At 70.7% G+C, this 22,863-nt stretch carries 19 protein-coding genes and 1 rRNA gene; 19 read left to right on the top strand and 1 reads right to left on the bottom strand.

Features of this window, described 5'->3' with window-relative positions:
- A 5S ribosomal RNA gene (gene rrf, locus ACIBQ6_RS45895) occupies window positions 1-94 on the top strand; the annotation flags it as partial.
- 121 nt (window positions 95-215) lie between these two features.
- Here the strand turns inward: rrf and ACIBQ6_RS45890 are convergent.
- Window positions 216-1,049, bottom strand: a complete 834-nt coding sequence (locus tag ACIBQ6_RS45890; protein ID WP_358283946.1) for a carbohydrate-binding protein — start codon at window positions 1,047-1,049, stop codon at window positions 216-218.
- Window positions 1,050-1,204: 155 nt separating this feature from the next.
- Here ACIBQ6_RS45890 and ACIBQ6_RS45885 point away from each other — a divergent pair, with 155 nt between their 5' ends.
- From ACIBQ6_RS45885 to ACIBQ6_RS45800, 18 genes are all read left to right on the top strand, one after another.
- Window positions 1,205-2,530, top strand: coding sequence for a bifunctional folylpolyglutamate synthase/dihydrofolate synthase (locus ACIBQ6_RS45885; protein ID WP_397218997.1), 1,326 nt, complete (start codon window positions 1,205-1,207; stop codon window positions 2,528-2,530).
- A complete protein-coding gene (locus ACIBQ6_RS45880; protein ID WP_358283950.1) occupies window positions 2,527-2,868 on the top strand; it encodes a DUF4233 domain-containing protein in 342 nt (113 codons plus the stop codon). Before ACIBQ6_RS45885 ends, ACIBQ6_RS45880 begins: the two co-directional genes overlap by 4 nt.
- An 11-nt stretch (window positions 2,869-2,879) precedes the next feature.
- Window positions 2,880-4,457 (top strand): hypothetical protein, encoded by a 1,578-nt coding sequence (locus tag ACIBQ6_RS45875; protein ID WP_397218996.1) that lies wholly within the window; start codon window positions 2,880-2,882, stop codon window positions 4,455-4,457.
- Window positions 4,458-4,623: 166 nt separating this feature from the next.
- A complete protein-coding gene (ndk, locus tag ACIBQ6_RS45870) occupies window positions 4,624-5,034 on the top strand; it encodes a nucleoside-diphosphate kinase (RefSeq protein ID WP_352358020.1) in 411 nt (136 codons plus the stop codon).
- 273 nt (window positions 5,035-5,307) lie between these two features.
- A complete protein-coding gene (locus tag ACIBQ6_RS45865; RefSeq protein WP_352328454.1) occupies window positions 5,308-6,339 on the top strand; it encodes a rod shape-determining protein in 1,032 nt (343 codons plus the stop codon).
- Complete coding sequence (gene mreC / locus ACIBQ6_RS45860; protein WP_352328455.1) at window positions 6,339-7,217, top strand: rod shape-determining protein MreC; 879 nt, start codon at window positions 6,339-6,341, stop codon at window positions 7,215-7,217. The genes ACIBQ6_RS45865 and mreC overlap by 1 nt, the downstream gene beginning before the upstream one ends.
- A gap of 90 nt (window positions 7,218-7,307) precedes the next feature.
- Window positions 7,308-7,772 (top strand): rod shape-determining protein MreD, encoded by a 465-nt coding sequence (gene mreD, locus ACIBQ6_RS45855; protein WP_352328456.1) that lies wholly within the window; start codon window positions 7,308-7,310, stop codon window positions 7,770-7,772.
- A complete protein-coding gene (gene mrdA, locus ACIBQ6_RS45850; protein WP_358283958.1) occupies window positions 7,769-9,817 on the top strand; it encodes a penicillin-binding protein 2 in 2,049 nt (682 codons plus the stop codon). Before mreD ends, mrdA begins: the two co-directional genes overlap by 4 nt.
- A complete protein-coding gene (rodA, locus tag ACIBQ6_RS45845; protein ID WP_358283960.1) occupies window positions 9,814-10,977 on the top strand; it encodes a rod shape-determining protein RodA in 1,164 nt (387 codons plus the stop codon). The genes mrdA and rodA overlap by 4 nt, the downstream gene beginning before the upstream one ends.
- Before the next feature lie 69 nt (window positions 10,978-11,046).
- Window positions 11,047-12,957, top strand: coding sequence for a TIGR03960 family B12-binding radical SAM protein (locus ACIBQ6_RS45840; protein ID WP_358283962.1), 1,911 nt, complete (start codon window positions 11,047-11,049; stop codon window positions 12,955-12,957).
- A gap of 152 nt (window positions 12,958-13,109) precedes the next feature.
- Entirely contained in the window at window positions 13,110-13,862 is a 753-nt protein-coding gene (locus tag ACIBQ6_RS45835; protein WP_352329263.1) for a TIGR03936 family radical SAM-associated protein, read from the top strand.
- A 723-nt stretch (window positions 13,863-14,585) separates the two neighbouring features.
- Entirely contained in the window at window positions 14,586-17,342 is a 2,757-nt protein-coding gene (locus tag ACIBQ6_RS45830; protein WP_397218995.1) for an Rne/Rng family ribonuclease, read from the top strand.
- Window positions 17,343-17,550: 208 nt separating this feature from the next.
- A complete protein-coding gene (rplU, locus tag ACIBQ6_RS45825) occupies window positions 17,551-17,853 on the top strand; it encodes a 50S ribosomal protein L21 (RefSeq protein ID WP_055506260.1) in 303 nt (100 codons plus the stop codon).
- 15 nt (window positions 17,854-17,868) lie between these two features.
- Window positions 17,869-18,126 carry a 50S ribosomal protein L27 gene (gene rpmA / locus ACIBQ6_RS45820; RefSeq protein WP_012893687.1) on the top strand — a complete coding sequence of 86 codons (258 nt, stop codon included), beginning with the start codon at window positions 17,869-17,871 and terminating at the stop codon, window positions 18,124-18,126.
- Between the two features lie 138 nt (window positions 18,127-18,264).
- On the top strand, window positions 18,265-19,617 hold the full coding sequence (gene obgE, locus ACIBQ6_RS45815; RefSeq protein ID WP_397218994.1) for a GTPase ObgE: 1,353 nt from the start codon (window positions 18,265-18,267) through the stop codon (window positions 19,615-19,617).
- Window positions 19,618-20,150: 533 nt separating this feature from the next.
- Window positions 20,151-21,272 (top strand): glutamate 5-kinase, encoded by a 1,122-nt coding sequence (gene proB / locus ACIBQ6_RS45810; RefSeq protein ID WP_397218993.1) that lies wholly within the window; start codon window positions 20,151-20,153, stop codon window positions 21,270-21,272.
- Window positions 21,273-21,282: 10 nt separating this feature from the next.
- Window positions 21,283-22,566, top strand: a complete 1,284-nt coding sequence (locus ACIBQ6_RS45805; RefSeq protein ID WP_397218992.1) for a glutamate-5-semialdehyde dehydrogenase — start codon at window positions 21,283-21,285, stop codon at window positions 22,564-22,566.
- Between the two features lie 50 nt (window positions 22,567-22,616).
- Window positions 22,617-22,793: a hypothetical protein gene (locus ACIBQ6_RS45800; protein ID WP_352325645.1), complete on the top strand. Its 177-nt coding sequence runs from the start codon at window positions 22,617-22,619 to the stop codon at window positions 22,791-22,793.
- Window positions 22,794-22,863 lie beyond the last annotated feature (70 nt).

Raw genomic sequence — 22,863 nt, 5'->3', positions numbered from 1 at the left:
AACACCCGGTTACATTCCGAACCCGGAAGTTAAGCTTCTCTGCGCCGATGGTACTGCACTCGGGAGGGTGTGGGAGAGTAGGTCACCGCCGGACAGTCTTTCGAAAGGGCCCCACACACTTGTGTGGGGCCCTTTCGCATTCACCGGCATGACAACACGAACAGGGCCACCCCCAGCAGCCGGGGTGGCCCTTTTTGCGTTCGGGGACCAGTGGGTCAGACGCGCTGCCACAAAGCCGGCACGTTGGGTGGCTCCCAACCGGCCATTGACGTGTGCCCTTGCAGGCACCGGTACGTCGACCCGCCGTAGGTTACCTGGTCACCCGCCTGGTAGGTCACCCCAACCTTCCAGGTTCCGCCGCCCGGAGACGGGCTAGTCGTGGGCGTGGGAGTGGGCGTCTGTGTGGGTGGCACGCCCTGCACGTTGAGCACGAAGTCGAACGTCGCTTCCTTCCCCGAGCCGACGGGGCGGACGTTCATGAGCAGTCTCGGGTCGTAGATGCTGTCGGTGTTGTTGCGCGGCTCGCCCGGGAAGTAGAGCTGCGTGGTGAGGATCCCACGGCCCGGAGCCTGCGCCTTGACGTGGATGTGCCGGGTACGGCCCGGGTAGAGGCCGGGCACGATGGTGGTGAGCTTGAAGGCCCCCTGGGCGTTCGTGTACTGGTGCCCGCGGAAGTTGTACGTGACGTTGTCGTAGTTGCCGTTGGTGTCGGCCTGCCAGAAGTCCAGCAGGACGTTCGCCAGCGGCTGACAGGACAGTCCGAACACGTACCCGCTCACCGTCAGCGGGGTGCCCGAGCCGGGGAGGGTCGAGCGCTGGGGGGAGTTGGGCTTGAAGTAGGGGCCCTCGGTCTGCGAGATCGTGAGATCGTCACCGTCGTCGCAGAACGGGGTGGGCTCCAGCTGCTGGCCGGTCCCGGCCATGGTGCGGGCCAGGGCCGGCACCTCGCCGATCAGGAACGGGACCGGTGTCGCTATGAGAGCCGCCTTGAACAGCGCCTTTCTGGTGATTCCGCGCTGCCTTTCCTCGCGAGTGTTCTCGCCTTCCACGATGGCCTCCTTGAAAGCGCCTGCTGGGGGGTAGAGCAGGCTGTTCTCCAAGGTGGCACCCTGTGGCGGAGGTGAGTACCCTCTAATTTTCTATACGATTCACGATATGTTTGCCCCGCGTCCAGACCGCTACGCGTGGTCAGTAGGGTTGAGGGGTGGATTATCGTGCGGTTGAACGTGCCATCCTGGAGCGGGGCGTCGAGTGGGACTTCGAGCCGACGCTCGACAGGATCGCTGCGCTCATGGATTTGCTCGGCTCCCCTCAGCGGGCGTACCCGGTCATACACATCGCCGGCACCAACGGCAAGACGACCACGGCGCGGCTGACCGAGGCGCTGCTTCGCGAGCGCAACCTCAGGGTGGGCCGGTTCACCAGCCCGCATCTGGTCACCATGCGCGAGCGCATCACGGTCGACGGCGAGCCGCTGAGCGAGGAGCGCTTCGCCGAGGTCTACGAGGAGATCGCGCCCTACGTCGAGCTGACCGACGCGCAGGGGCACCGGCGCATCCAGTTCTTCGAGCTGCTGACGGCCATGGCGTTCGCGGCGTTCGCCGACACGCCGGTCGACGTCGCGGTCATCGAGGCCGGCATGGGCGGTTCGTGGGACGCGACGAACGTCGCCGACGGCCTGGTGTCGGTCATCACGCCCATCTCCCTCGATCACATGGACCGTCTGGGTCCTGACATCCCGAGCATCGCCGGGGAGAAGGCCGGGATCATCAAGCCGGGCGCCACGACCGTGCTCGCTCAGCAGGAGCTGGCCGCGGCCGAGGTGCTGATGCGCCGCGCGGCCGAGGTCGGCGCGGTGGTGGCCCGCGAGGGGCTGGAGTTCGGCGTGCTCGGCCGGGAGATGGCGATGGGCGGGCAATTGCTCACCCTGCGCGGGCTCAAGGGCGTCTACGACGAGATCTACCTGCCGCTCTACGGCAGCTACCAGGCCAGCAACGCGGTGTGCGCGCTGGCCGCCGTCGAGGCGCTGACCGGTGGCGACGATCCGCTCGACGCGGACCTGGTGCGCCAGGCGTTCGCCCAGGCGGCCTCGCCCGGCCGGATGGAGGTCGTACGGCACACGCCCACGGTGGTGATCGACGCGGCGCACAACCCCGGCGGGCTGGAGGCGAGCCTGGAGGCGCTGCACGAGGCGTTCGACTTCGCCAAGGTGATCGGCGTGGTCGCCGTCATGCGCGACAAGGACGTCGAGACCCTGCTGGAGCTGCTGGAGCCGATGCTCGACGAGATCGTGGTGACGCGTAACTCCTCACCCAGGTCGTTGTCGGCGCAGGAGCTCGCCGCGCTGGCCGTGCCGCTGTTCGGCGAGGACCGCGTGCACGTCGTCGAGCGGCTCGACGAGGCCATCGACAGGGGTATCGGCATCGCCGACGCTGAGGGCGAGTTCAGTGGGACCGGGGTCTTCATCACCGGTTCGGTGGTGACTGCCGGAGATGCCCGGCATCTGCTCAAGGCGGATGGTGTGAGATGAATTTCGAGGTCACACCGGGCATGCGCAGGCTCGGCGCGAGCGTGCTCGGCATGGAGGCCATCGTGGCCGGGCTCATCACGCCGGTGGCGATCGTCGTGGGCGGCGTGGCCCCCGCGCTCGCCGTCGCGGTGGGCATCGGGCTGCTGGTGTTGTGCGTGGTCGCCGCGGGCCTGCTCAAACGGCCCTTCGGGTATGTCTTGGGCAGCGTCATCCAGGTGCTGGCCATCGCCACGGGGTTCCTCGTGCCGACCATGTTCTTCCTCGGCGCGATCTTCGCGGCGCTGTGGATCACCGCGATTATCGTAGCTCGCCGTGTCGAGGGCGTGACTTCCCGCTAAAGTCGGCCTACATGGCCGTCCCCCCGATTCAACGGTCGCCGCTTCCGGCTGGCCTCAGACATTCCTGGCTGCTCGACGTGGTGCTCGGGCTGCTCGTCCTCGTGGCGTTGCCGCTGGCGATCGTCGCGATACCTAACACGCTGTCCGTGGTCGCCGACCTGCTGCCGGGTGACTTCGACCAGATCGGGCTGAGCCGTACGCACGGGCTGGCGCTGCCCGCCCTGATGCTGACGGTGCCGCTCGCGGCCGTCGCGTTGCGGCGGATGAAGGTGGCTCACGTGCTGGTCGCGGGGCTTGCGCTGGTGGCGGTGGCCGACGCGGCGGGCGGATACGCGGCCTCCGAGCTGGTCGTCGGCGTCGTACGCGTGCTGCGCGGCGTCGGCGGCGGCCTGATCGTGCCGGCCACGCTGGTGGCGGTCTGGGACCGTACGCCCGCATTGCGTGGCCTGTGGGCCGGGGTGTTGTGCGTCAGCCTGCTGGAGGCTCAGGCGCTAGCGCTCTGGCCGCTGGTCGACGTGACGAGCTGGAAGGTCACGTTGCAGCCGTACCCGATGGCCACCGGGGTCGCGCTGGCGCTGGCGGCGGCGTACCTGCTGGTCTGGAGGCTCGCCGGGCGGGGGCCCGCGCCCGCGCCGGACGCCAGGGAGCGCAGCCGGCTGCTGCTCGCGGCCGCGCCCGCGGCGGGCATCGCGGTCGTGGCGGTCAGCACGGCGAGCGCGGGGTGGGGCGTCGTCCCGGTGATCTTGCTGGCGGGGGTGGCGATCGCCGGGCTGCTGGCGCTCGGCTCGATCGGCCGGGCGGAGGGCCGCACGCACGCGTACACGATGGTGGCTGTCGGGGTGGTGCTGCTGCCGAGCACGGCGCAGGTCACGCTGGTGGAGATGGGCGGTCTGGGCGGGCCGGGGCTGCGCGGGCTGTGGACGCCGTTCGGGGTGGCGGCGGTGCTCGCGGTCGTCGCCGGGGTGGGCGTGCGCATGTTCGCCAAGGGCGTGGGGCGGCTGGCGGCGCCGCTCGGGCTGCTGGCGATGGTGGTCGGCCTGTGCTCGGTGCGGCTGGTCGTCCCGTCGGCCGACGGGCTGGTGCTGGCGGTGCCGTTCACGCTGCTCGCGGTGGGCGCGACCGTGGCGGTCACGGCCACGCTCGGCGAGGTCGGGATCGGGGCGGCGGCGTTCGGGCTGTCGCTGGGCGTCGCCGGGGTGCTGGCGGGCTACCTGTTGGGCACCGGCGTGCAGATGTGGATGCTGGAGGGGGTCGGGTCGCGCCAGGAGCTGGTCGACAGCTTCGTGGGCGCGTTGCACTGGTGGGCGTTGATCGGCGGGTTCCTGCTGGTGGGCGTGATCGTGCTGGCGGCGGTGATGGGGCGGCGGCCGTCGCGGGAGGAGGAGCCGCCGTCCGGTGATGAGCCGGCGGAGGTCGCGGTCGCGGTCGGGGCCGGTCGCGAGCGCGGGGCCGCGGCGCAGGAGCCGGTCACGACGTGGGGCTCGGTCGTTCCCGAGGGCTCTCCCGCGCCGGAGGAGGACGAGCCCGCCGAGCCCGTGCCCGCGGTGCCGCCGCAGGCGCCTTCGCCGGAGGACGGCGAGCGGTCCTGAAGTCCTCGCCCGCGCGCGTCATGCCTGTGGCGACGAGGGTGTGGGTGCGGACGGTAAGCTGAGCGACGGCTATGGCGACGCGAGGGCCCGTGTCCCGCGGAGCGCCCTCGTGGTCAGGCCAGGCGCCCGTAGCCGCGACCCGAATCTGTTCAAAGGAGAACCACACGTGTCCGAGCGCACTCTTGTCCTGATCAAGCCCGACGGGGTGAAGCGTGGCCTCATCGGTGACGTGATCGCCCGCGTGGAGCGCAAGGGCCTCAAGGTCGTGGCGATGGACCTGCGCACCCTCGACGCCGACACCGCCAAGGCGCACTACGCCGAGCACGCCGAGAAGCCGTTCTTCGGCGAGCTGGTCGACTTCATCACCTCGGCGCCGCTCGTGGCCCTGGTCCTTGAGGGCCCGCGCGCCATCGAGGCCTTCCGCGCGCTGGCCGGCGCCACCGACCCGGTCAAGTCCGCCCCCGGCACCATCCGCGGCGACCACGCCCTGGAGATCGGCGAGAACGTCGTCCACGGCTCCGACTCGCCCGAGTCCGCGGCCAGGGAGATCAAGATCTTCTTCCCCGACCGCTTCTAGCAGTCAGCTTCACCCGCGCGCCCGCCGGCTTCACGCCGTGCGGGCGCGTCTTTTTGTCGGCGGCGGGTTGTAGCGTTCACCGAGTCTGGCAGGCGCGGGCGCAGTTGATCCGGTCGTGTGGGTGCAATTCGGGCAAAATCCAGGTTGAGGTAGGGGCTGGAGATTTTTGTGGAGCGCGAGGGCTCATTGCGCTCACTGGTGGGTACGTCACGTTACGATTCGAATTCGATCCGTAGTCATTCGCGAACGACGATACGGAGGGCTCCGTTCCCCATGGGCAGCAAGCTCGCGTTTCTCGGCCGTGACATGGCGGTCGATCTGGGCACCGCCAACACGTTGGTATACGTGCGTGGCCGGGGCATCGTGCTCAATGAGCCGTCAGTCGTAGCGATCAACACCACCACAGGCAAGATCGTGGCGGTGGGCATCGAGGCAAAGCGAATGATCGGTCGTACGCCCGGCAACATCGTCGCGGTCCGCCCGCTGAAGGACGGCGTGATCGCCGACTTCGACGTCACCGAACGGATGTTGCGCTACTTCATCCAACGAGTGCACAGACGACGCCATTTCGCCAAGCCGCGCATCATCATCGCCGTACCGAGCGGCATCACCAGCGTCGAGCAGCGCGCGGTGAAGGAAGCCGGATACCAGGCCGGCGCAAGGAAGGTCTACATCGTCGAGGAGCCGATGGCCGCCGCCATCGGGGCCGGGCTGCCGGTGCACGAGCCCACCGGGAACATGGTGGTCGACATCGGCGGCGGCACCACCGAGGTGGCCATCATCTCGATGGGCGGCGTGGTCACCAGCCAGTCGATCAGGATCGGCGGCGACGAGCTCGACCAGGCGGTGATCACGTTCGCCAAGAAGGAGTTCTCGCTGATGCTCGGCGAGCGCACCGCCGAGGAGATCAAGATGGCGATCGGGTCGGCCTGCCCCAACGGCGAGGAGACCCACGCGGAGGTGCGGGGGCGCGACCTGATCAGCGGGCTGCCCAAGACGATCATCGTGTCGAGCGAGGAGATCCGCAAGGCCACCGAGGAGCCGGTCAACGCGATCGTCGACGCGGTGAAGACCACCCTCGACAAGTGCCCGCCCGAGCTGTCGGGCGACATCATGGACCGCGGCATCGCCCTGACCGGCGGCGGTGCCCTGCTCAAGGGGCTCGACGAGCGGGTCAAGGCCGAGACCGGCATGCCCGTCCACCTGGTGGAGAACGCCCTCGACTCGGTCGCCATCGGCTCGGGCAAGTGCGCCGAGGAGTTCGAGGCCCTGCAGCAGGTGCTCGTTCCGGAGTCGCGGCACTGATGAGAGACTCGCGCCGGGCCCGGCTGATCCTGGGAGTGCTGCTGATGGCGGCGCTGGTCGTCCTGACCATCGACCATCGTGCGGGCGACAGCTCACCGCTGCGTCCGCTGCGCTCGGCGGGGTCCTGGGTGTTCGGCGCGGCCGAGCGGTTCGGCGGGGGCGTGGTGCGTCCCGTCGGCGGCTTCCTGCACGCCCTGGCCAGCGCGCCCAGCGCGCAGCGGCACATCGAGCAGCTCCAGGAGGAGAACGCCAGGCTGCGGGCCGGGCTGTCCTCCAGCACGCTCGACGCCACCCGCTCGGCGGAGCTGAAGAAGCTGCTCGGCCTCTCCGGCACCGGCGGCTACAAGGTGGTCACGGCCAACGTGGTGGCCAGGCGCGGGCAGCCGGGGTTCGAGGACAGCGTGCAGATCGACGTGGGCACCGGTGACGGGGTGCGTCCCGACATGACGGTGCTCAACGGTGACGGGCTGGTCGGCCGGGTCATCCACGCCTCGTCGGCCACCTCCACGGTGGTGCTGCTCAGCGACCCCGCCTCGGCCGCCGGGGGGCGACTGGAGGGCGGCCAGGAGATCGGCGTGGTGCACGGGGTGGGCGAGAACGGGCGGCTCGTGCAGTTCCGGCTGCTCGACTCGACGGCGCCGATGGAGCGGGGCGGCCGCATCGTCAGCTTCGGCTCCAAGAACGGGCGGCCGTACGTGCCGGGGGTGCCGATCGGAGTGATCGAGCGGGTGGAGTCCACGCCGGGGGAGCTGACCCGGATCGCCTACGCCCGGCCGTTCGCCGACCTGACGGCGCTCGACGTGGTCGGGGTGGTGGTCGAAGGGCCCAAGCGGGATCCGCGTGACGCGGTCCTGCCGGTCAAGGAGGGGGCGCGGTGATCGGCGGCGGCACGGCCTCCGGCGAGGCCGCTGCTGGTGTGGTGATCGGGGGATGAGAAGCGTGCTGCTTTCGGCGGGGACGGAGGCGCGGTGATCGGGGCGATGGTCGTGGTGCTGGCGTTGCTGGCACAGGTCATGCTGGTCAACCGGCTGCCGTTGCCGGCGGGCGGCGCGCCTGACCTGGTGCTGCTGGCGGTGGTGGGCATGGCGCTGGAGCGCGGGCCGGTGGCGGGGGCGATGGTCGGCTTCTTCTCGGGGCTGCTGGTGGACCTGGTGCCGCCGACCGCGCATCTGATGGGCCAGTACGCGTTCGTGCTGGCCGTGGTCGGTTATGTGGCGGGGCGCGGCGCGGGCGGGCCGGCGACGACCGTGGTCCTGTGCGTGCTGATCGCGCCGCTGGTGGCCGTGGGGGTGGCCGGGCTGCTGTCCGATCCGCGGGTGTCGCTGGCGACGCTGACCCAGCAGGTGCCCGTCACCGTTCTCTACACGCTCATCGTGGCGCCGGTGGTGATCTGGCTGGCCACCCGGGGGAGACAGCCGAGGTACTCGACATGATCCGCATGCGTACCAGGTTGCTGGTGCTGCACGTCCTGGTGGTGCTGCTGCTCGTCGTGCTGGCCGTACGGCTGTGGCAGGTGCAGGTCGTGCGCGGCCAGGAGTTCGTGACCAGGGCGATGGAGACCAGGACGCGCACGGTGATCGTGCCCGCGGTGCGGGGGCAGATCCTCGACTCGTCGGGGCGTCCGCTGGTGCGCAACAGGACGGCGCTGGTCGTGTCCGTCGACCGGACGAAGCTGAACAGGATGCCGGGCGGGGGGATGAGCGTGCTGCGCAGGCTCTCCTCGGTGCTCGACCGGCCGGTCAAGGACCTGCGGCAGCGCATCACGCCCTGCGGGCCGGGGGTGGGCAAGCCGTGCTGGACGGGGTCGCCGTACCAGCCGGTTCCGCTGGACGAGAAGGTGGACACGCGCGAGGCGTTGCAGATCCTGGAGCGGCAGGAGGAGTTCCCGGGGGTGACCGCGGAGATCCACTCCGTCCGGCAGTACCCGGGCGGACGGGCCGGGGCGCAGATGCTGGGTTACCTGCAGCCGGTGACCGAGGCGGAGCTGGAGAAGCGCGAGGGGCTCAAGGCCAGCTTCTCCGGTGTCGACCTGGCCGGGCGCGACGGCATCGAGTACGTCTACGACGACGCGCTGCGTGGCAAGTCGGGGCTGCGCAGGGTGCAGGTCGACCGGATGGGCAAGGCCCTCGGGGTCGAGGAGCAGGTGCCGCCGGTCGCCGGCGACCACCTGGTGACCAGCATCGACGCGCGGGTGCAGGCGGTGACGGAGAAGGCGCTCGCCAACGCGATGAAGAACGCGCCCGGGGCCGACGGCGGCGCCGCGGTGGTGCTCGACGCGCGTTCCGGGCGGGTGGTGTCGGTGGCCAGCGCGCCGGGGTACGACCCGGAGATCTGGGCCGGCGGCATCTCGGCCAAGGGCTACCAGTGGCTGTTGTCGGACAAGTCGGGTAAGCCGCTGGTGTCGCGGGCGATCAACGGGCAGTTCGCGCCCGGTTCGACGTTCAAGGTGTCGTCGGTGTCGGCGATGTTGCGGGCCGGGTATCCGCTCAACGGCACGTACGACTGCCCCGGGGCGTACATGGTGGGCGACCGGTCCTTCAGCAACTTCCGGGGGATCGGCCTCGGGCAGATGAACCTGCACACGGCGCTGGTCAAGTCGTGCGACACCATCTTCTACCGGGCGGCGTACGAGCAGTACCTGAAGGACGGCGGGCGCAACCCGAAGAAGCGCACCAAGGAGGTGTTCGCCAACACGGCCAGGGCCTTCGGCTTCGGCCGGCCGACCGGGGTCGACCTGCCGGGCGAGTCCTCCGGGCGCATCCCCGACCGGGCCTGGAAGAAGGACCTGTGGAACCGCACCAGCGCCACGAGCTGCGAGCGGTCGCGCAAGGGATATCCGGAGGAGAAGGACCGGGCGCGGGCCGACTTCCTCAAACGCCTGGCCCTGGAGAACTGCACCGAGGGCTTCCTGCTGCGGCCCGGTGACTCGGCCAACTTCGCCATCGGTCAGGGTGACGTCCTGGTGACGCCGATGCAGCTCGCGCGGGCGTACATGGCGCTGGTGAGCGACGGCAAGGTCCGCAGCCCGCGCATCGGGTGGGCGCAGGTGAGGCCCGACGGCAAGGTGGTCAAGACCATCGACGTGCCGGTGGTCGGCAAGCTGCCGATCAGCGACAAGGAGCGTAACTACATCAAGAACGCGCTGAGCCAGGTGCCCTCCGACGGCACCGCGGCGGGGGCGTTCACCGGCTTCCCGATGGACAAGGTGCGCATCGGCGGCAAGACCGGTACCGCGGAGGTGTGGGGCAAGAAGGACACCTCGTGGTTCGCGTCGTTCGCGCCCACGAACAATCCGCAGTTCGTGGTGGTCGTCATGGTGTCGCAGGGTGGCATGGGCGCCTCGACCGCCGCGCCGGCCGCACGCGAGATCTACGAGGGCATCTACGGCTTCAAGGGGGAGCCGGCCGCCGTGCCCGGCGGAAGACTCCCGACCAAGCTGCCGAAGTTCGCGCCCGACGGGACGGTGATCCACCAATGAACCGCGCCGTGGCCGCGCGGCGGCCCTCGCTCATCCAGCGGGCGATCGGCGAGCACTCGGTGGTGCGCCGCATGGACGGGCTGATGCTGGTCGCGGTGGCCGGGCTGTGCCTGATCGGCACCCTGCTGGTGTGGTCCTCGACCCGCACGTGGGCGCCCGGCGCCACCGGGCTGGTCAAGAAACACCTGCTCAACGAGGTCATCGGGGTCACCTTGTGCGCCGTGGTGGCGATGGTCGACCATCGGGCGATGCGGGCGTACGCGCCGCTGGTGTTCCTGGTGTCGCTGGTGGGGCTGGCGCTGGTGATCACGCCGCTGGGCGCGACGATCAACGGGTCGCACTCGTGGATCCTGCTCGGAGGCGGGTTCGCGGTGCAGCCGTCGGAGTTCGCCAAGGTCGGGCTGCTGCTGATCATCGCGATGCTGCTGGCCCAGCCCGCCGAGGGCAGCGACCGGCCGCGCGCCCTGGACATCACGCTGGCCTTGGTCGCGGCGGGCATCACGATGGGGCTGGTGATGCTGCAGCCCGACCTCGGCACGGCGCTCGTGCTCGCCGTGATCACGGCCGCGGGGCTGGTGATCGGGGGCGTGCGCAAGCGGTGGATCGTCGGGCTGGTGCTCGTGGCGGCGGCCGGGGTGTTCTGCGTGTTCTGGTTCAACCTGCTGGAGCCGTACCAGGTGGCGCGGTTCACCGCGTTCGTCGATCCGAAGGTCGATCCGCGCGGGGTGGGCTACAACAGCACGCAGTCGCTGATCGCGATCGGTTCCGGGCAACTGCTGGGCAAGGGGCTCTTCGGCGGCGGGCAGACGACCGGCCGGTTCGTGCCAGAGCAGCACACCGACTTCATCTTCACGGTGGCCGGGGAGGAGTTCGGGTTCATCGGGTCGGTCACCGTGGTGCTGCTGCTCGGCGTGGTGCTGCTGCGCGGGCTGAAGGTCGCCAGGCACTGCGACGACCGGTTCGGCACGCTGGTCGCGGGCATGATCGTGTGCTGGTTCGCGTTCCAGACGTTCATCAATGTCGGGATGACGATCGGGATCATGCCGATCACCGGTCTGCCGCTGCCTTTCGTGTCCTATGGCGGCACTGCCACGTTCGCGAACCTCATGGCGGTAGGGCTGCTTCTGGCCATCAGAGTGCGGCGGCAGTCGTTCAACTGAGCGCGTAACGGGGGCCGTCCGCCGGTGGGCCGGATTTGTCACCGTCCGCGCGCCGCTACCCTGGACGGTATGCCTGTCGAGTCGATATTCCACCGCCTGGAAGCGCTGCTGCCCAAGGTGCAGAAGCCCATCCAGTACGTCGGGGGTGAGCTCAACTCGACCGTCAAGGACTGGGACTCCGCCGACGTGCGGTGGGCGCTGATGTACCCGGACGCCTACGAGGTCGGGCTGCCCAACCAGGGCGTGGCGATCCTCTACGAGATCCTCAACGAGCTGCCCCGCACCCTGGCCGAGCGCACCTACGCGGTCTGGCCAGACCTGGAGGCCCTCATGCGGGCCGAGGGCGTGCCGCAGTTCACCGTCGACGCGCACCGGCCGGTGCGCGCCTTCGACGTGCTCGGCCTGTCGTTCTCGACGGAGCTGGGCTACACCAACATGCTGACCGCGCTCGATCTGGCCGGGATCCCGCTCAACGCGGTCGACCGGGGCGAGGACGACCCGATCGTGCTCGCCGGCGGTCACGCGGCCTTCAACCCCGAGCCGATCGCCGACTTCCTCGACGCGGCCGTGCTCGGCGACGGCGAGCAGATCTCGATCGCCATCTCCGAGGTCATCCGTGAGTGGAAGGCCGAGGGGCGTCCCGGCGGGCGCGACGAGCTGCTGATGCGGCTCGCCGAGTCCGGCGGCGTCTACGTGCCGAAGTTCTACGACGTCGACTACCACCCCGACGGGCGCATCAAGCGGGTCGCGCCCAACAGGTCCGAGGTGCCGTGGCGGGTGCACAAGCACACCGTGATGGACCTCGACGAGTGGCCCTATCCGAAGAAGCCGCTGGTGCCGCTGGCCGAGACGGTGCACGAGCGGTTCAGCGTGGAGATCTTCCGCGGCTGCACGCGCGGCTGCCGCTTCTGCCAGGCGGGCATGATCACCCGTCCGGTGCGGGAGCGTTCGATCACCACGATCGGCGCCATGGTCGACAACGGCATCAAGGAGTCCGGCTTCAACGAGGTCGGCCTGCTGTCGTTGTCCTCGGCCGACCACTCCGAGATCGGCGAGGTCGCCAAGGGTCTGGCCGACCGCTATGAAGGCACCAACACCTCGCTGTCCCTGCCCTCGACCCGGGTCGACGCCTTCAACATCGACCTGGCCAACGAGTTCTCCAGGAACGGCAGGCGCTCGGGTCTCACGTTCGCCCCCGAGGGCGGCTCCGAGCGCATGCGCAAGGTGATCAACAAGATGGTCACCGAGGAAGACCTCATCCGCACGGTCACCACCGCCTACTCGCAGGGCTGGCGGCAGGTGAAGCTCTACTTCATGTGCGGCCTGCCCACCGAGCAGGACGAAGACGTGCTCGGCATCGCCGACCTGGCCAAGAAGGTCATCCAGGCGGGCCGTGAGGCGACCGGCAGCCGCGACATCCGCTGCACCGTCTCCATCGGCGGGTTCGTGCCCAAGCCGCACACCCCGTTCCAGTGGGCCGGGCAGGCCGACCATGAGACCGTCGACCGACGGCTCAAGGCGCTGCGCGACTCGCTGCGCGGCGACAAGCAGTACGGCCGGGCCATCGGCTTCCGCTACCACGACGGCAAACCGTCCATCGTGGAGGGCCTGCTCTCGCGCGGTGACCGCAGGGTCGGCGCGGTGATCAGGGCCGTGTGGGAGGCCGGCGGCAGGTTCGACGGGTGGAGCGAGCACTTCTCCTACGACAGATGGATGCAGGCCGCCGAGAAGGCGGGCGTCGACGTCGACTGGTACACCACGCGTGAGCGGGCCGAGAACGAGGTCCTTCCGTGGGACCACCTCGACGCCGGGCTCGACCGCGAATGGCTCTGGCAGGACTGGCAGGAGGCCGTGTCCGGTGGCGAGGTCGAAGACTGCCGCTGGACCCCGTGCTACGACTGCGGGGTCTGCCCGACCATGGGCACCGAGATCCAGATAGGCCCGACAGGGCGCAAGCTCCTTCCTCTCACCGTGGTCTAGCGCGCTCAGTGGGCGAGCCGTGTCACGGCGTACACATACACGTGTCGCGGCGGCTTATCCTGGGAGAAGGAACTCTTACAAGGGAAGGACGCAAAGCTCTGAAACCTGTTCCCGACGGGCCTCCGCCCGCGCCTACGGTGCAGCGCCTTCGTGTGCGTTACGCCAAGCGCGGACGTCTGCGCTTCACCAGTCACCGCGACATCTCGCGGGCCGTCGAGAGGGCGGTCCGCCGTGCCGGCATTCCGGTGGCCTTCAGCGCGGGCTTCTCGCCCCATCCGAAGATCTCCTACGCGGGCGCAGCGCCGACCGGTGTCGCCAGCGAGGCCGAATACCTCGAGATCGGTGTCACCAGGCTGTGCGACCCCGAGCAGGTCAAGTCGAGCCTGGACGCGTCACTGCCGCCCGGTCTCGACGTGCTCGACGTCGTGCAGGCGGGCCCGGGGGGGCTGGCCGACCGCCTGGAGGTCTCCGACTGGGAGGTACGCCTGCCCGGGGCCGATCGCGAGCTCGCCGAGACGGCGGTGGAGAAGTTCCTCGCGGCGGGCACCGTGGAGGTCGAGCGCCTCACCAAGAAGGGCCCCCGGCGCTTCGACGCGCGGGAGGCCGTCCTGGGGCTCGTGGTGTCCGAGGGAACAGACAGAACCGCAGCTCAGGTGCCAGGACAGACGTGTGTCATACTGCGCATGGTTGTTCGGCACATGACGCCTGCCGTTCGACCCGATGATGTGCTCACAGGGCTGCGCCTTGTGGCCGACTTCGCGCCGCCGGTCCCCCCCGAGGTGACCAGGCTGGCGCAGGGGCCGCTCGACGCCGGTACCGGTGCGCTTGCCGACCCGCTCGGCCTTGACCGCGATACGACGCGCGGCGGCGAGGCGGGACCGGCGGGTGAGCACGTCGTCGGCTAAGGAGGTGCCCTGCGCGAGCGGGGCGCCACCGCTGACAGGACTTGGCGCCCGCGCCTCCTTTCCGGAGGTGGGGGCGGACAACGAGACACGAGGGCTCCTGCGCGGCGCGGCGACGCGCCCGGGAGCTGACGGGAGAGCGCCCGCATGCTCGACAACGAGCCCAACGCCGGGGCCACTGGCCCTGACGGGGAGACAACTGAACAGCCCAAGGTGACCAGGCGCCGCCGTTCCGCGAGCCGCCCGGCGGGTCCTCCGCCGGAGCTGCCGGAGGAGCCGGCCGCCACCGCCCCGATCACCGTCGCGGCCGCCCAGGCCGCGCCGTCGGTTGCCGACGTGCAACCGGTGCAGACCAACGCCGTGCAGCGCGCTGCCGGAGAACCCGCGCCCGACGCCGGGCGCGGCCGGAGAACCCGGGCCCGCGCGGCGGCGCCCGAATCGCCGGCAGGCCCGGCCGGAGCCGCCGAGGGCGGCCCGGAGGGCGTTCAGGCACAGGCCGGCGCGCCCGAGAGCGCCGTGGCTGGAGCCGGTGCGCCGCAGGGTGCCTCCGCTGTGGCCGGTGCGCCTGAAGGTGCCGCGACCGGTGCCGGCACGCCCGAAGGTGCCGCGACCGGTGCCGGCACGCCCGAAGGTGCCGCGACCGGTGCCGGCACGCCCGAAGGTGCCGTGACCGGCGTCGGCGCGCCTGGTGGCGCCGCTGCCGGGGCCGGTGTTTCTGAAGGTGCCGTGGCCGGGGCCGTCGTGCCCGAGGGGCCGGCGCCGCAGCAGGCCGAGAGCCCCGCCGCCTCGCAGGCCGGCACGTCGGCGGAGCCCGCCGTGGAGCCCGTCGTGGCGCCGGTCGTCGAGCGGCGGGAGGCCGCCGGGCAGGTGGCCGGTGCGGCCGAGCCGGTCGTGGCGCCCGTGGTGCGGAGTCCGGGCGCGCCGGAGGCCGAGAGCCCCGCGTACGCGGGTGGCCCGGCCGAGGCCGACGAGGTGGCCGGCGTGGTCGAGGCCGCCATGGCCGAGGCCGTGGTGGAAGCCGCCGACGTTCCCGAGGAGAAGCCCAAGAGGGCCACGCGCACGCGGTCCACCGCGACCACGACGCGCCGCCGTACGACCAAGAAGGCCGAGCCGGAGGTCGCGGGAGCGCTCCCGGAGGAGGAGGCCGAGGCGCCGAAGCGGCGGCGTACGCGGAAGAAGGCCGAAGAGGTCGTCGTCGAGGCGCCGGCGGGCGCCGACGTCGAGGTCGTCGCGACGCCCTCCGACGTCGAGGTGGCCGTCACCGTGCCCGAGGCCGCCGAGGCGGCCGACGAGGACATCCTGGAGATCCTGCCCGAGGACGAGCCGCTCGACGACGAGCCCGCCGGCGAGGACCTCGACGAGGACGTCGACCGGCCGAGCCTGCTCGCCGACCCCTTCGGGCTGAGCGCGCGCAGGCACGACGAGCCGGGCACGGCGTTCCAGCGTCCCGCGGCCATCTTCGCGCCGCTGTTCCAGGCCCCCGACCCCAGCCAGGGCAAGCCCGCCGTGATCCGGCGGCCCGAGCCGGAGCCGGAGCCCGAGGAGATCGAGGAGCTGGTCGACGAGACCGTCGTCGAGGACGAGGGTGACCTCGACACCTCCGACGAGCAGGAGGAGGAGGGCGGCGGCCGTCGTCGCCGGCGCCGTCGCGGCGGCCGGGGCCGCGGCAAGTCGCGCGAGCGTGACGAGGCCGAGGACGGCGAGGAAGGCGACGAGGAGGAAGGCGAGGACCAGGGCGAGGAGGCCCAGGAGGAAGAGGGCGCCGGCTCGCGTCGCCGTCGCCGTCGTCGTCGCCGTGGCACCGAGGAGACCCTGGAGCCCTCCAGCGACGACCCGCCGAACACGGTGGTGCGCATCCGCGCGCCGCGCTCCGGCCGTGCCGCCTCTCTGGAGACCGCCACCGACGGCGTGCAGAGCGTGCGCGGCTCGACCCGCCTGGAGGCCAAGAAGCAGCGCCGCCGCGAGGGGCGCGAGCTCGGCCGCAGGCGTCCGCCGATCATCACGGAGTCGGAGTTCCTGGCCCGCCGTGAGTCCGTCGACCGCATGATGGTGGTGCGCCGTCAGGGCGACCGTACGCAGATCGCGGTCCTGGAGGACGGCGTGCTCGTCGAGCACTACGTCAACCGCGAGGCCAGCCAGTCCTACGTCGGCAACGTCTACCTGGGCAAGGTCCAGAACGTGCTGCCGTCGATGGAGGCCGCGTTCGTGGACATCGGCAAGGGGCGCAACGCCGTCTTGTACGCCGGTGAGGTGAACTTCGACACCGCCGGGCTGGAGGGCCAGCCCAAGCGCATCGAGGCGGCGCTGAAGTCCGGCCAGTCGGTGCTGGTGCAGGTCACCAAGGACCCGATCGGCCACAAGGGCGCCCGGCTCACCTCGCAGATCAGCCTGCCCGGCCGCTACCTGGTGTACGTGCCGGACGGGTCGATGACCGGCATCAGCCGCAAGCTGCCCGACAAGGAACGCACCCGGCTCAAGAGCATCCTGAAGAAGGTCATGCCGGAGAACGCCGGTGTGATCGTCCGCACCGCGGCCGAGGGCGCCTCCGAGGACGAGCTGGCCCGCGACGTGGCCCGGCTGTCGGCCCAGTGGGAGAACATCCAGAAGAAGGCCAAGTCGGCCAGCCCGCCCGAGCTGCTGTCGGCCGAGCCCGACCTGACCATCCGGGTCGTGCGCGACGTGTTCAACGAGGACTTCACCTCGCTGGTCGTGCAGGGCGACGACGCCTGGGACACCGTCGACGACTACGTCAAGTACGTCGCGCCGCACCTGGCCGAGCGCCTGTCGCGCTGGGGCACCGGGCAGGGCGACGTGTTCGAGTCCTACCGGATCGACGAGCAGCTGGGCAAGGCGCTGGAGCGCAAGGTGTGGCTGCCGAGCGGCGGCTCGCTGGTGATCGACCGTACCGAGGCGATGACCGTCGTCGACGTCAACACCGGCAAGTTCACCGGCCAGGGCGGCAACCTCGAGGAGACCGTCACCAGGAACAACCTGGAGGCGGCCGAGGAGATCGTGCGCCAGCTGCGGCTGCGGGACATCGGCGGCATCATCGTGATCGACTTCATCGACATGGTGCTGGAGTCCAACCGCGACCTGGTGCTGCGGCGGCTGCTGGAGTGCCTGGCGCGCGACAGGACCAAGCACCAGGTCGCCGAGGTGACCTCCCTGGGCCTGGTGCAGATGACGCGTAAGCGGGTCGGTCAGGGGCTGCTGGAGGCGTTCTCGACGGCCTGTGAGTGCTGCAACGGGCGCGGGCTGATCGTCTCGACCGAGCCGGTCGAGGCCAAGCCGGAGCCGCGCGGCACGCAGGGCAAGATGGCGATCGAGAAGGCGGTCTCGGACAAGGTTTCCGCGGCCAAGGACTCCGCCAGCCGTGATACCGTGACCGGTGCGCTTGATGACGTCCCGGCTGAGGACGACCAGGCCAGCCAGACTTCCGGCAGAGGGCGGCGACGCTCCCGCCGAGCCAAGTCCGCCGAGTAGCCTCGGCAGGCTTCCGACGATCCGTCCGGTTCGCCTAGGGCACCGTTAAGCGGTACCCTGGTGAATCGGTGCGTCAGGTGACGTGCCCTGTTGGCGCGCTTACTCGGTTCGTCGGTTTGAGACAGGCCGAATGATAGGCGCAGCATTCGGCGGCCGCCTCGATGCGGGGCGGCTGAGGGCAACAGCGAGTCAGTAGAAGGGTTCCGCGGTGTACGCGATCGTTCGTTGCGGCGGCAGGCAGCAGAAGGTCTCCGTCGGTGACGTCCTCGAGGTGGACAAGGTCGCCGGCGAGGTCGGCTCTTCGGTTACGCTGCCGACGGTGCTCGTCGTCAACGACGGCGATGTGACCACCGAGGCCGGCAAGTTCACGGTCAGCGCCGAGATCCTCGGTGAGACCAAGGGCCCGAAGATCCGCATTCTCAAGTACAAGAACAAGACCGGTTACAAGAAGCGCCAGGGTCACCGTCAGCGGTACACCCAGGTGAAGATCACCGGTATCGACCAGGCCTGATCGGGAGTTTGAGAGATGGCACACAAGAAGGGCGCGTCGTCCACCCGGAACGGCCGTGACTCCAACGCTCAGCGCCTGGGCGTCAAGCGCTTCGGCGGCCAGCTGGTGAACGCGGGCGAGATCATCGTTCGTCAGCGCGGCACCCACTTCCACCCCGGCGACAACGTCGGCCGTGGTGGCGATGACACGCTGTTCGCGCTGGCCGCTGGCCACGTGCAGTTCGGCGTCAAGCGCGGTCGTCGCGCCGTCAGCATCGTTCCCGTCGCGGAGTAATCAGCTTCGCTTCGGTGTTGCTTCAAGGGGTGGATCGCCTGTCGATCCACCCCTTAGGCGTTTTCTGGGGGCCCTGCGGGGGCGCCATGTTGTGATTGATCTTGTATTGCCCTGGTGGGCTTGATGGAGGAGAGCTGGATGCCGGACTTCGTGGACCAGGTGGTCCTGCACGTCAAGGCCGGTGACGGAGGGAACGGGTGCGCCTCCATCCACCGGGAGAAGTTCAAGCCGCTCGGCGGCCCCGACGGGGGGAACGGCGGCCGTGGCGGCGACGTGATCCTTGAGGTCGATCCCAACACCGCGACCTTGCTGGACTACCACCGCCGTCCCCATCGCAAGGCCGACAACGGCAAGCAGGGGCAGGGCTCCAACCGCGACGGCGCCAACGGCGACGACGTGATCCTCGCCGTCCCGAACGGGACCGTGGTGAAGGACGCCAACACCGGTGAGGTGCTGGTGGACCTCGTGGGGGCCGGCACCCGGTACGTGATCGCGCAGGGCGGTCACGGCGGGCTCGGGAACGCCGCGCTGGCCACGTCCCGGCGGAAGGCGCCCGGGTTCGCGCTGCTGGGGGAGCCCGGCGACGGGCTCGACGTCATGCTGGAGCTCAAGAGCGTCGCCGACGTGGCGCTGGTCGGGTTCCCCAGCGCGGGCAAGTCGTCGCTGATCGCGGCGCTGAGCGCGGCCAAGCCGAAGATCGCGGACTACCCGTTCACCACCCTCATCCCCAACCTGGGGGTCGTGACGGCCGGCGAGAACGTGTTCACGGTCGCCGACGTGCCCGGGCTGATCCCGGGGGCCTCGCAGGGCAAGGGGCTCGGGCACGAGTTCCTGCGCCATGTCGAGCGCTGCGACATGCTCGTGCACGTCATCGACTGCGCGACCATGGAGCCGGGGCGCGACCCCGTCACCGACTACGAGGTGATCGAGGCCGAGCTGCGGGCGTACGGGAAGCTTGAGGACCGGCCGCGGATGATCGTGCTGAACAAGGCCGACGTGCCCGACGCGCGGGAGCTGGCCGACCTGGTCAGGGCAGAGTTCGAGGAGCGGGGGCTGCAGGTCTTCGTCATCTCGGCGGCCACGCACGACGGGTTGCGGGAGCTCACGTACGCGATGGGCGAGTGGGTGGCGGCGGCCAGGGCCAACAAGCCGGTCGAGGAGCCGACCCGACTGGTGATCAGGCCCAAGCAGCTCGGCGAGGCCGGGTTCAAGGTGCGGCGGGTCAACGAGAACATGTTCCAGGTCACCGGGGAGAAGCCCGAGCGGTGGATCCGGCAGACCGACTTCAGCAACGACGAGGCCGTCGGGTACCTGGCCGACCGGCTCGAACGGCTCGGCGTGGAGGATGAGCTGGTCAAGGCGGGCGCCAAGGCGGGGGCCGAGGTGGTCATCGGGCCGATGGAGGGCGGATACGTCTTCGACTGGCAGCCGACGCTCAGCGCCGAGTCGGTGCGGCAGGGGCCGCGCGGCTCGGACAACCGCCTGGGCTGACCGCTGCCCGGGGGTGAGGGTCGTCTTGGCGTGGCTGCCGTCTGGCGTGGCCGCCGGCTGGTGACCGTCGTATGGGGTGGTCGCCGGCTGGTGACCGCTGTTTGAGGTGACCCTCATATGAGGTGGCCGTCGGCTGGTGATGCCGTTTGGGGTGACCGTCGGCTGGGACCCTCGTATGGGTGGCCCAGGCGGCGGGCGGGGCGCGAACGTGCCCGTCGGTGGTTCTCGTGGCGGGATGGCTGCGGGTTCCACGGGGGTGAAGCGGCCGGGGGTGGTGGTCGTGGGGGGATCGCCGCCCTTCTGTGCGGGCCGGCCCGGCGGCGGTGGCCGTGCGGTGGGACCGCTGTGAGTCCACGGGGGGCGACGTGTCCGGAGGCGGTGGCCCAGCGGTGGGTCGCTGAGGTCTCTCGGGAGTGACGGCCCTGGGGGCGGGGGCGTACGGGGGACCGCCGGTGCGGCATGCGGCGGTCGCGGTTCCGCGGGGGGTGAAAGCGGGACGGAGGTGGGGGTGGGGCGCGGATAGGCTGTCAGGCGTGCGGGAACAGATCAGCTCAGCGTCGAGGGTCGTCGTCAAGGTCGGCTCCTCCTCGCTCACCACCCCCCAGGGCATGATCGACGTGGACCGGGTCGACGCCCTGGTCGACGTCCTGGCGGCGCGGCGGCGTGCCGGGGCGCAGATCGTGCTGGTGTCGTCGGGAGCGATCGCGGCGGGTCTCGGCCCGCTGGGGTTGTCGGCGCGGCCACGCGACCTGGCCACCCAGCAGGCGGCCGCCTCCGTCGGCCAGGGGGTGCTGGTCGCGCGCTACACCTCCTCCTTCGCCCGTTACGGCCTGCGCGTCGGCCAGGTGCTGCTGACCGCCGACGACATGATGCGCCGCGCCCACCACGCCAACGCCCAGCGCACCCTGGCGCGGCTGCTGGAGCTGGGCATCGTGCCGATCGTCAACGAGAACGACACGGTCGCGACCGACGAGATCAGGTTCGGCGACAACGACCGGCTCGCCGCGCTGGTCTCCCACCTGATCCACGCCGACGCGCTGGTGCTGCTGTCCGACGTCGACGCTCTCTACGACGGCCCGCCGAGCCGGCCCGGCTCGTGCCGGCTGGCCGAGGTGCGCGGCCCCGAGGACCTGGTCGGCGTCGAGCTGGGCAGGAACGGCGCGGCGGTCGGCACCGGCGGCATGGTGACCAAGGTCCAGGCGGCCAGGATCGCCACGGGCGCGGGCGTGCCGGTCGTGCTCACCGCCGCCGCTCACGCCGCCCAGGCGCTCACCGGCGCCGACATCGGCACCTACTTTCACCCCGGCGGCCGCCACCCCGGCACGCGGCTCCTGTGGCTCGCCCACGCCACCACCGGGCGCGGCCGGCTGCATCTCGACCAGGGGGCGGTCGAGGCGATCGTGGGCCGGCGCAAGTCGCTGCTGCCCGCCGGCGTGACGTCCGTGGAGGGCGAGTTCGCCGCGGGCGACCCGGTCGACCTGTGCGGGCCGCAGGGCGGCGTGGTGGCGCGCGGCCTGGTCAACTTCGACGCGGTGGAGATCCCGGGGCTGCTCGGCCGCTCCACGAAGGAGCTGGCCAGCGCGCTCGGTCCGGAATATGAACGCGAGCTGATCCACCGCGACGACATCGTCATACTGGAAGCCCGTCACCAGTGAGGAGCACGCGATGTCCGAGGAGTTCCTGAAGGTCGCCCGCGCGGCACGAGAGGCCGCCGCCGAGCTGGCCCCGCTGCCGCGGGCGCCCAAGGACCGGGCGTTGCGGGTGATCGCCGACGCCCTGGTCGCGCACGCGGCCGAGATCGTCGAGGCCAACGCCGAAGACGTCGAGCGGGCGCGGGCCCAGGGCACGTCCGAGGCGATGATCGACCGGTTGCGGCTCGACGAGGCCAGGATCGAGGCCATCGCCGAGGCCGTGCGGCAGGTGGCCGACCTGCCTGACCCGGTCGGCGAGGTCGTCCGGGGCAGCACGCTGCCCAACGGGCTGGAGCTGCGGCAGCTCAGGGTGCCGCTGGGCGTGATCGGCATCATCTACGAGGGGCGTCCCAACGTCACGGTCGACGCCGCCGCGCTCTGCCTCAAGAGCGGCAACGCGGTGCTGCTCAGAGGCTCGTCGAGCGCCTACTCGTCCAACACGGCGCTGGTGCGGATCATGCAGGAGGCGCTCGCGGGCACGCAGGTGCCCGCCGGGGCGGTGCAGCTGGTGCCCGGTACGACGCGGGAGTCGGTCAAGGAGCTGATGCGCGCCCGCGGGCTGGTCGACGTGCTGATCCCGCGCGGCGGGGCGGCGCTGATCAACTCGGTGGTCGAGGAGTCCACGGTCCCGGTGATCGAGACCGGCGTCGGCAACTGCCATGTCTATGTCGACGCGGAGGCCGATCTCGACCTGGCCGTGCAGATCCTGGTCAACTCCAAGGCGCAGCGGCCGTCGGTGTGCAACGCGGCCGAGACGTTCCTCGTCCACGAGGGGGTCGCCGACGCGTTCGTGCCGAGGGCGCTGCGGGCGCTGGCCGAGGCGGGGGTGACCGTCCACGGCGACGAGCGCATCGCCGGTTACGGCGAGGTCGTGCCGGTCACCGACGACGACTTCGCCACCGAATACCTGTCGCTCGACATCGCCGCCGCCGTCGTCGGCTCGCTGGAGGAGGCCGTGGCCCACATCCGGCGCTACGGCTCCGGGCACACCGACGCGATCGTCACCCGGTCGCAGCCGGCCGCCCGCCGCTTCGTCTCGCTCGTGGACTCCGCGGCCGTGGCGGTGAACGCCTCGACCAGGTTCACCGACGGCGGCGAGTTCGGGTTCGGCGCGGAGATCGGCATCTCCACGCAGAAGCTGCACGCGCGTGGCCCGATGGGCCTGCCGGAGCTGACCTCCACCAAGTGGATCTACACGGGAGAAGGGCATCTGCGCACGTCAGAAGGCACTGTGGTGCCCGGACCGGCTTGCGGTTAGTCGGCGTGTCGGGCTGACCGGCGGCCCGCGGCCTCGGTTGACTGGGTGTCATGGAAATTGTCGTCGCCCTTGTCTTCTCGGCCGCGGTGCTGTTCGGCGCCGACCGTCTGCTGCTCTGGCTGGAGAGCCGCGGTCACGTCAACTGGCGCAGGAAGGGCCGCAAGCCCCTGGCCGAGGAACCCACGGCCGAGCTCGACAGCATGCTCTCCGACCGTTCACCCCGATAAAGGTTCAACGGCTCCGGCGCGCCGCGGGCGTCAACTGTCGTCCCAGCGCTAGGGTTGTGTCCCTTATGGG

Source organism: Nonomuraea sp. NPDC049655, assembly GCF_044465465.1.
Classification (GTDB): Bacteria; Actinomycetota; Actinomycetes; order Streptosporangiales; family Streptosporangiaceae; genus Nonomuraea.
Note: the sequence above shows the minus strand (reverse complement) of the source record. Positions and strands in the feature narration are given on the sequence as shown.

Excerpts from the sequence above, each read along its gene's own strand:
- mreC (WP_352328455.1), top strand. The coding sequence starts at position 6,339 with ATGAGAGACTCGCGCCGGGCCCGGCTGATCCTGGGAGTGCTGCTGATG.
- obgE (WP_397218994.1), top strand. The coding sequence starts at position 18,265 with ATGCCGGACTTCGTGGACCAGGTGGTCCTGCACGTCAAGGCCGGTGAC.
- rodA (WP_358283960.1), top strand. The coding sequence starts at position 9,814 with ATGAACCGCGCCGTGGCCGCGCGGCGGCCCTCGCTCATCCAGCGGGCG.
- mrdA (WP_358283958.1), top strand. The coding sequence starts at position 7,769 with ATGATCCGCATGCGTACCAGGTTGCTGGTGCTGCACGTCCTGGTGGTG.
- ACIBQ6_RS45805 (WP_397218992.1), top strand. The coding sequence starts at position 21,283 with ATGTCCGAGGAGTTCCTGAAGGTCGCCCGCGCGGCACGAGAGGCCGCC.
- ACIBQ6_RS45800 (WP_352325645.1), top strand. The coding sequence starts at position 22,617 with ATGGAAATTGTCGTCGCCCTTGTCTTCTCGGCCGCGGTGCTGTTCGGC.
- ACIBQ6_RS45875 (WP_397218996.1), top strand. The coding sequence starts at position 2,880 with ATGGCCGTCCCCCCGATTCAACGGTCGCCGCTTCCGGCTGGCCTCAGA.
- ACIBQ6_RS45840 (WP_358283962.1), top strand. The coding sequence starts at position 11,047 with ATGCCTGTCGAGTCGATATTCCACCGCCTGGAAGCGCTGCTGCCCAAG.
- ACIBQ6_RS45880 (WP_358283950.1), top strand. The coding sequence starts at position 2,527 with ATGAATTTCGAGGTCACACCGGGCATGCGCAGGCTCGGCGCGAGCGTG.
- ACIBQ6_RS45865 (WP_352328454.1), top strand. The coding sequence starts at position 5,308 with ATGGGCAGCAAGCTCGCGTTTCTCGGCCGTGACATGGCGGTCGATCTG.
- rpmA (WP_012893687.1), top strand. The coding sequence starts at position 17,869 with ATGGCACACAAGAAGGGCGCGTCGTCCACCCGGAACGGCCGTGACTCC.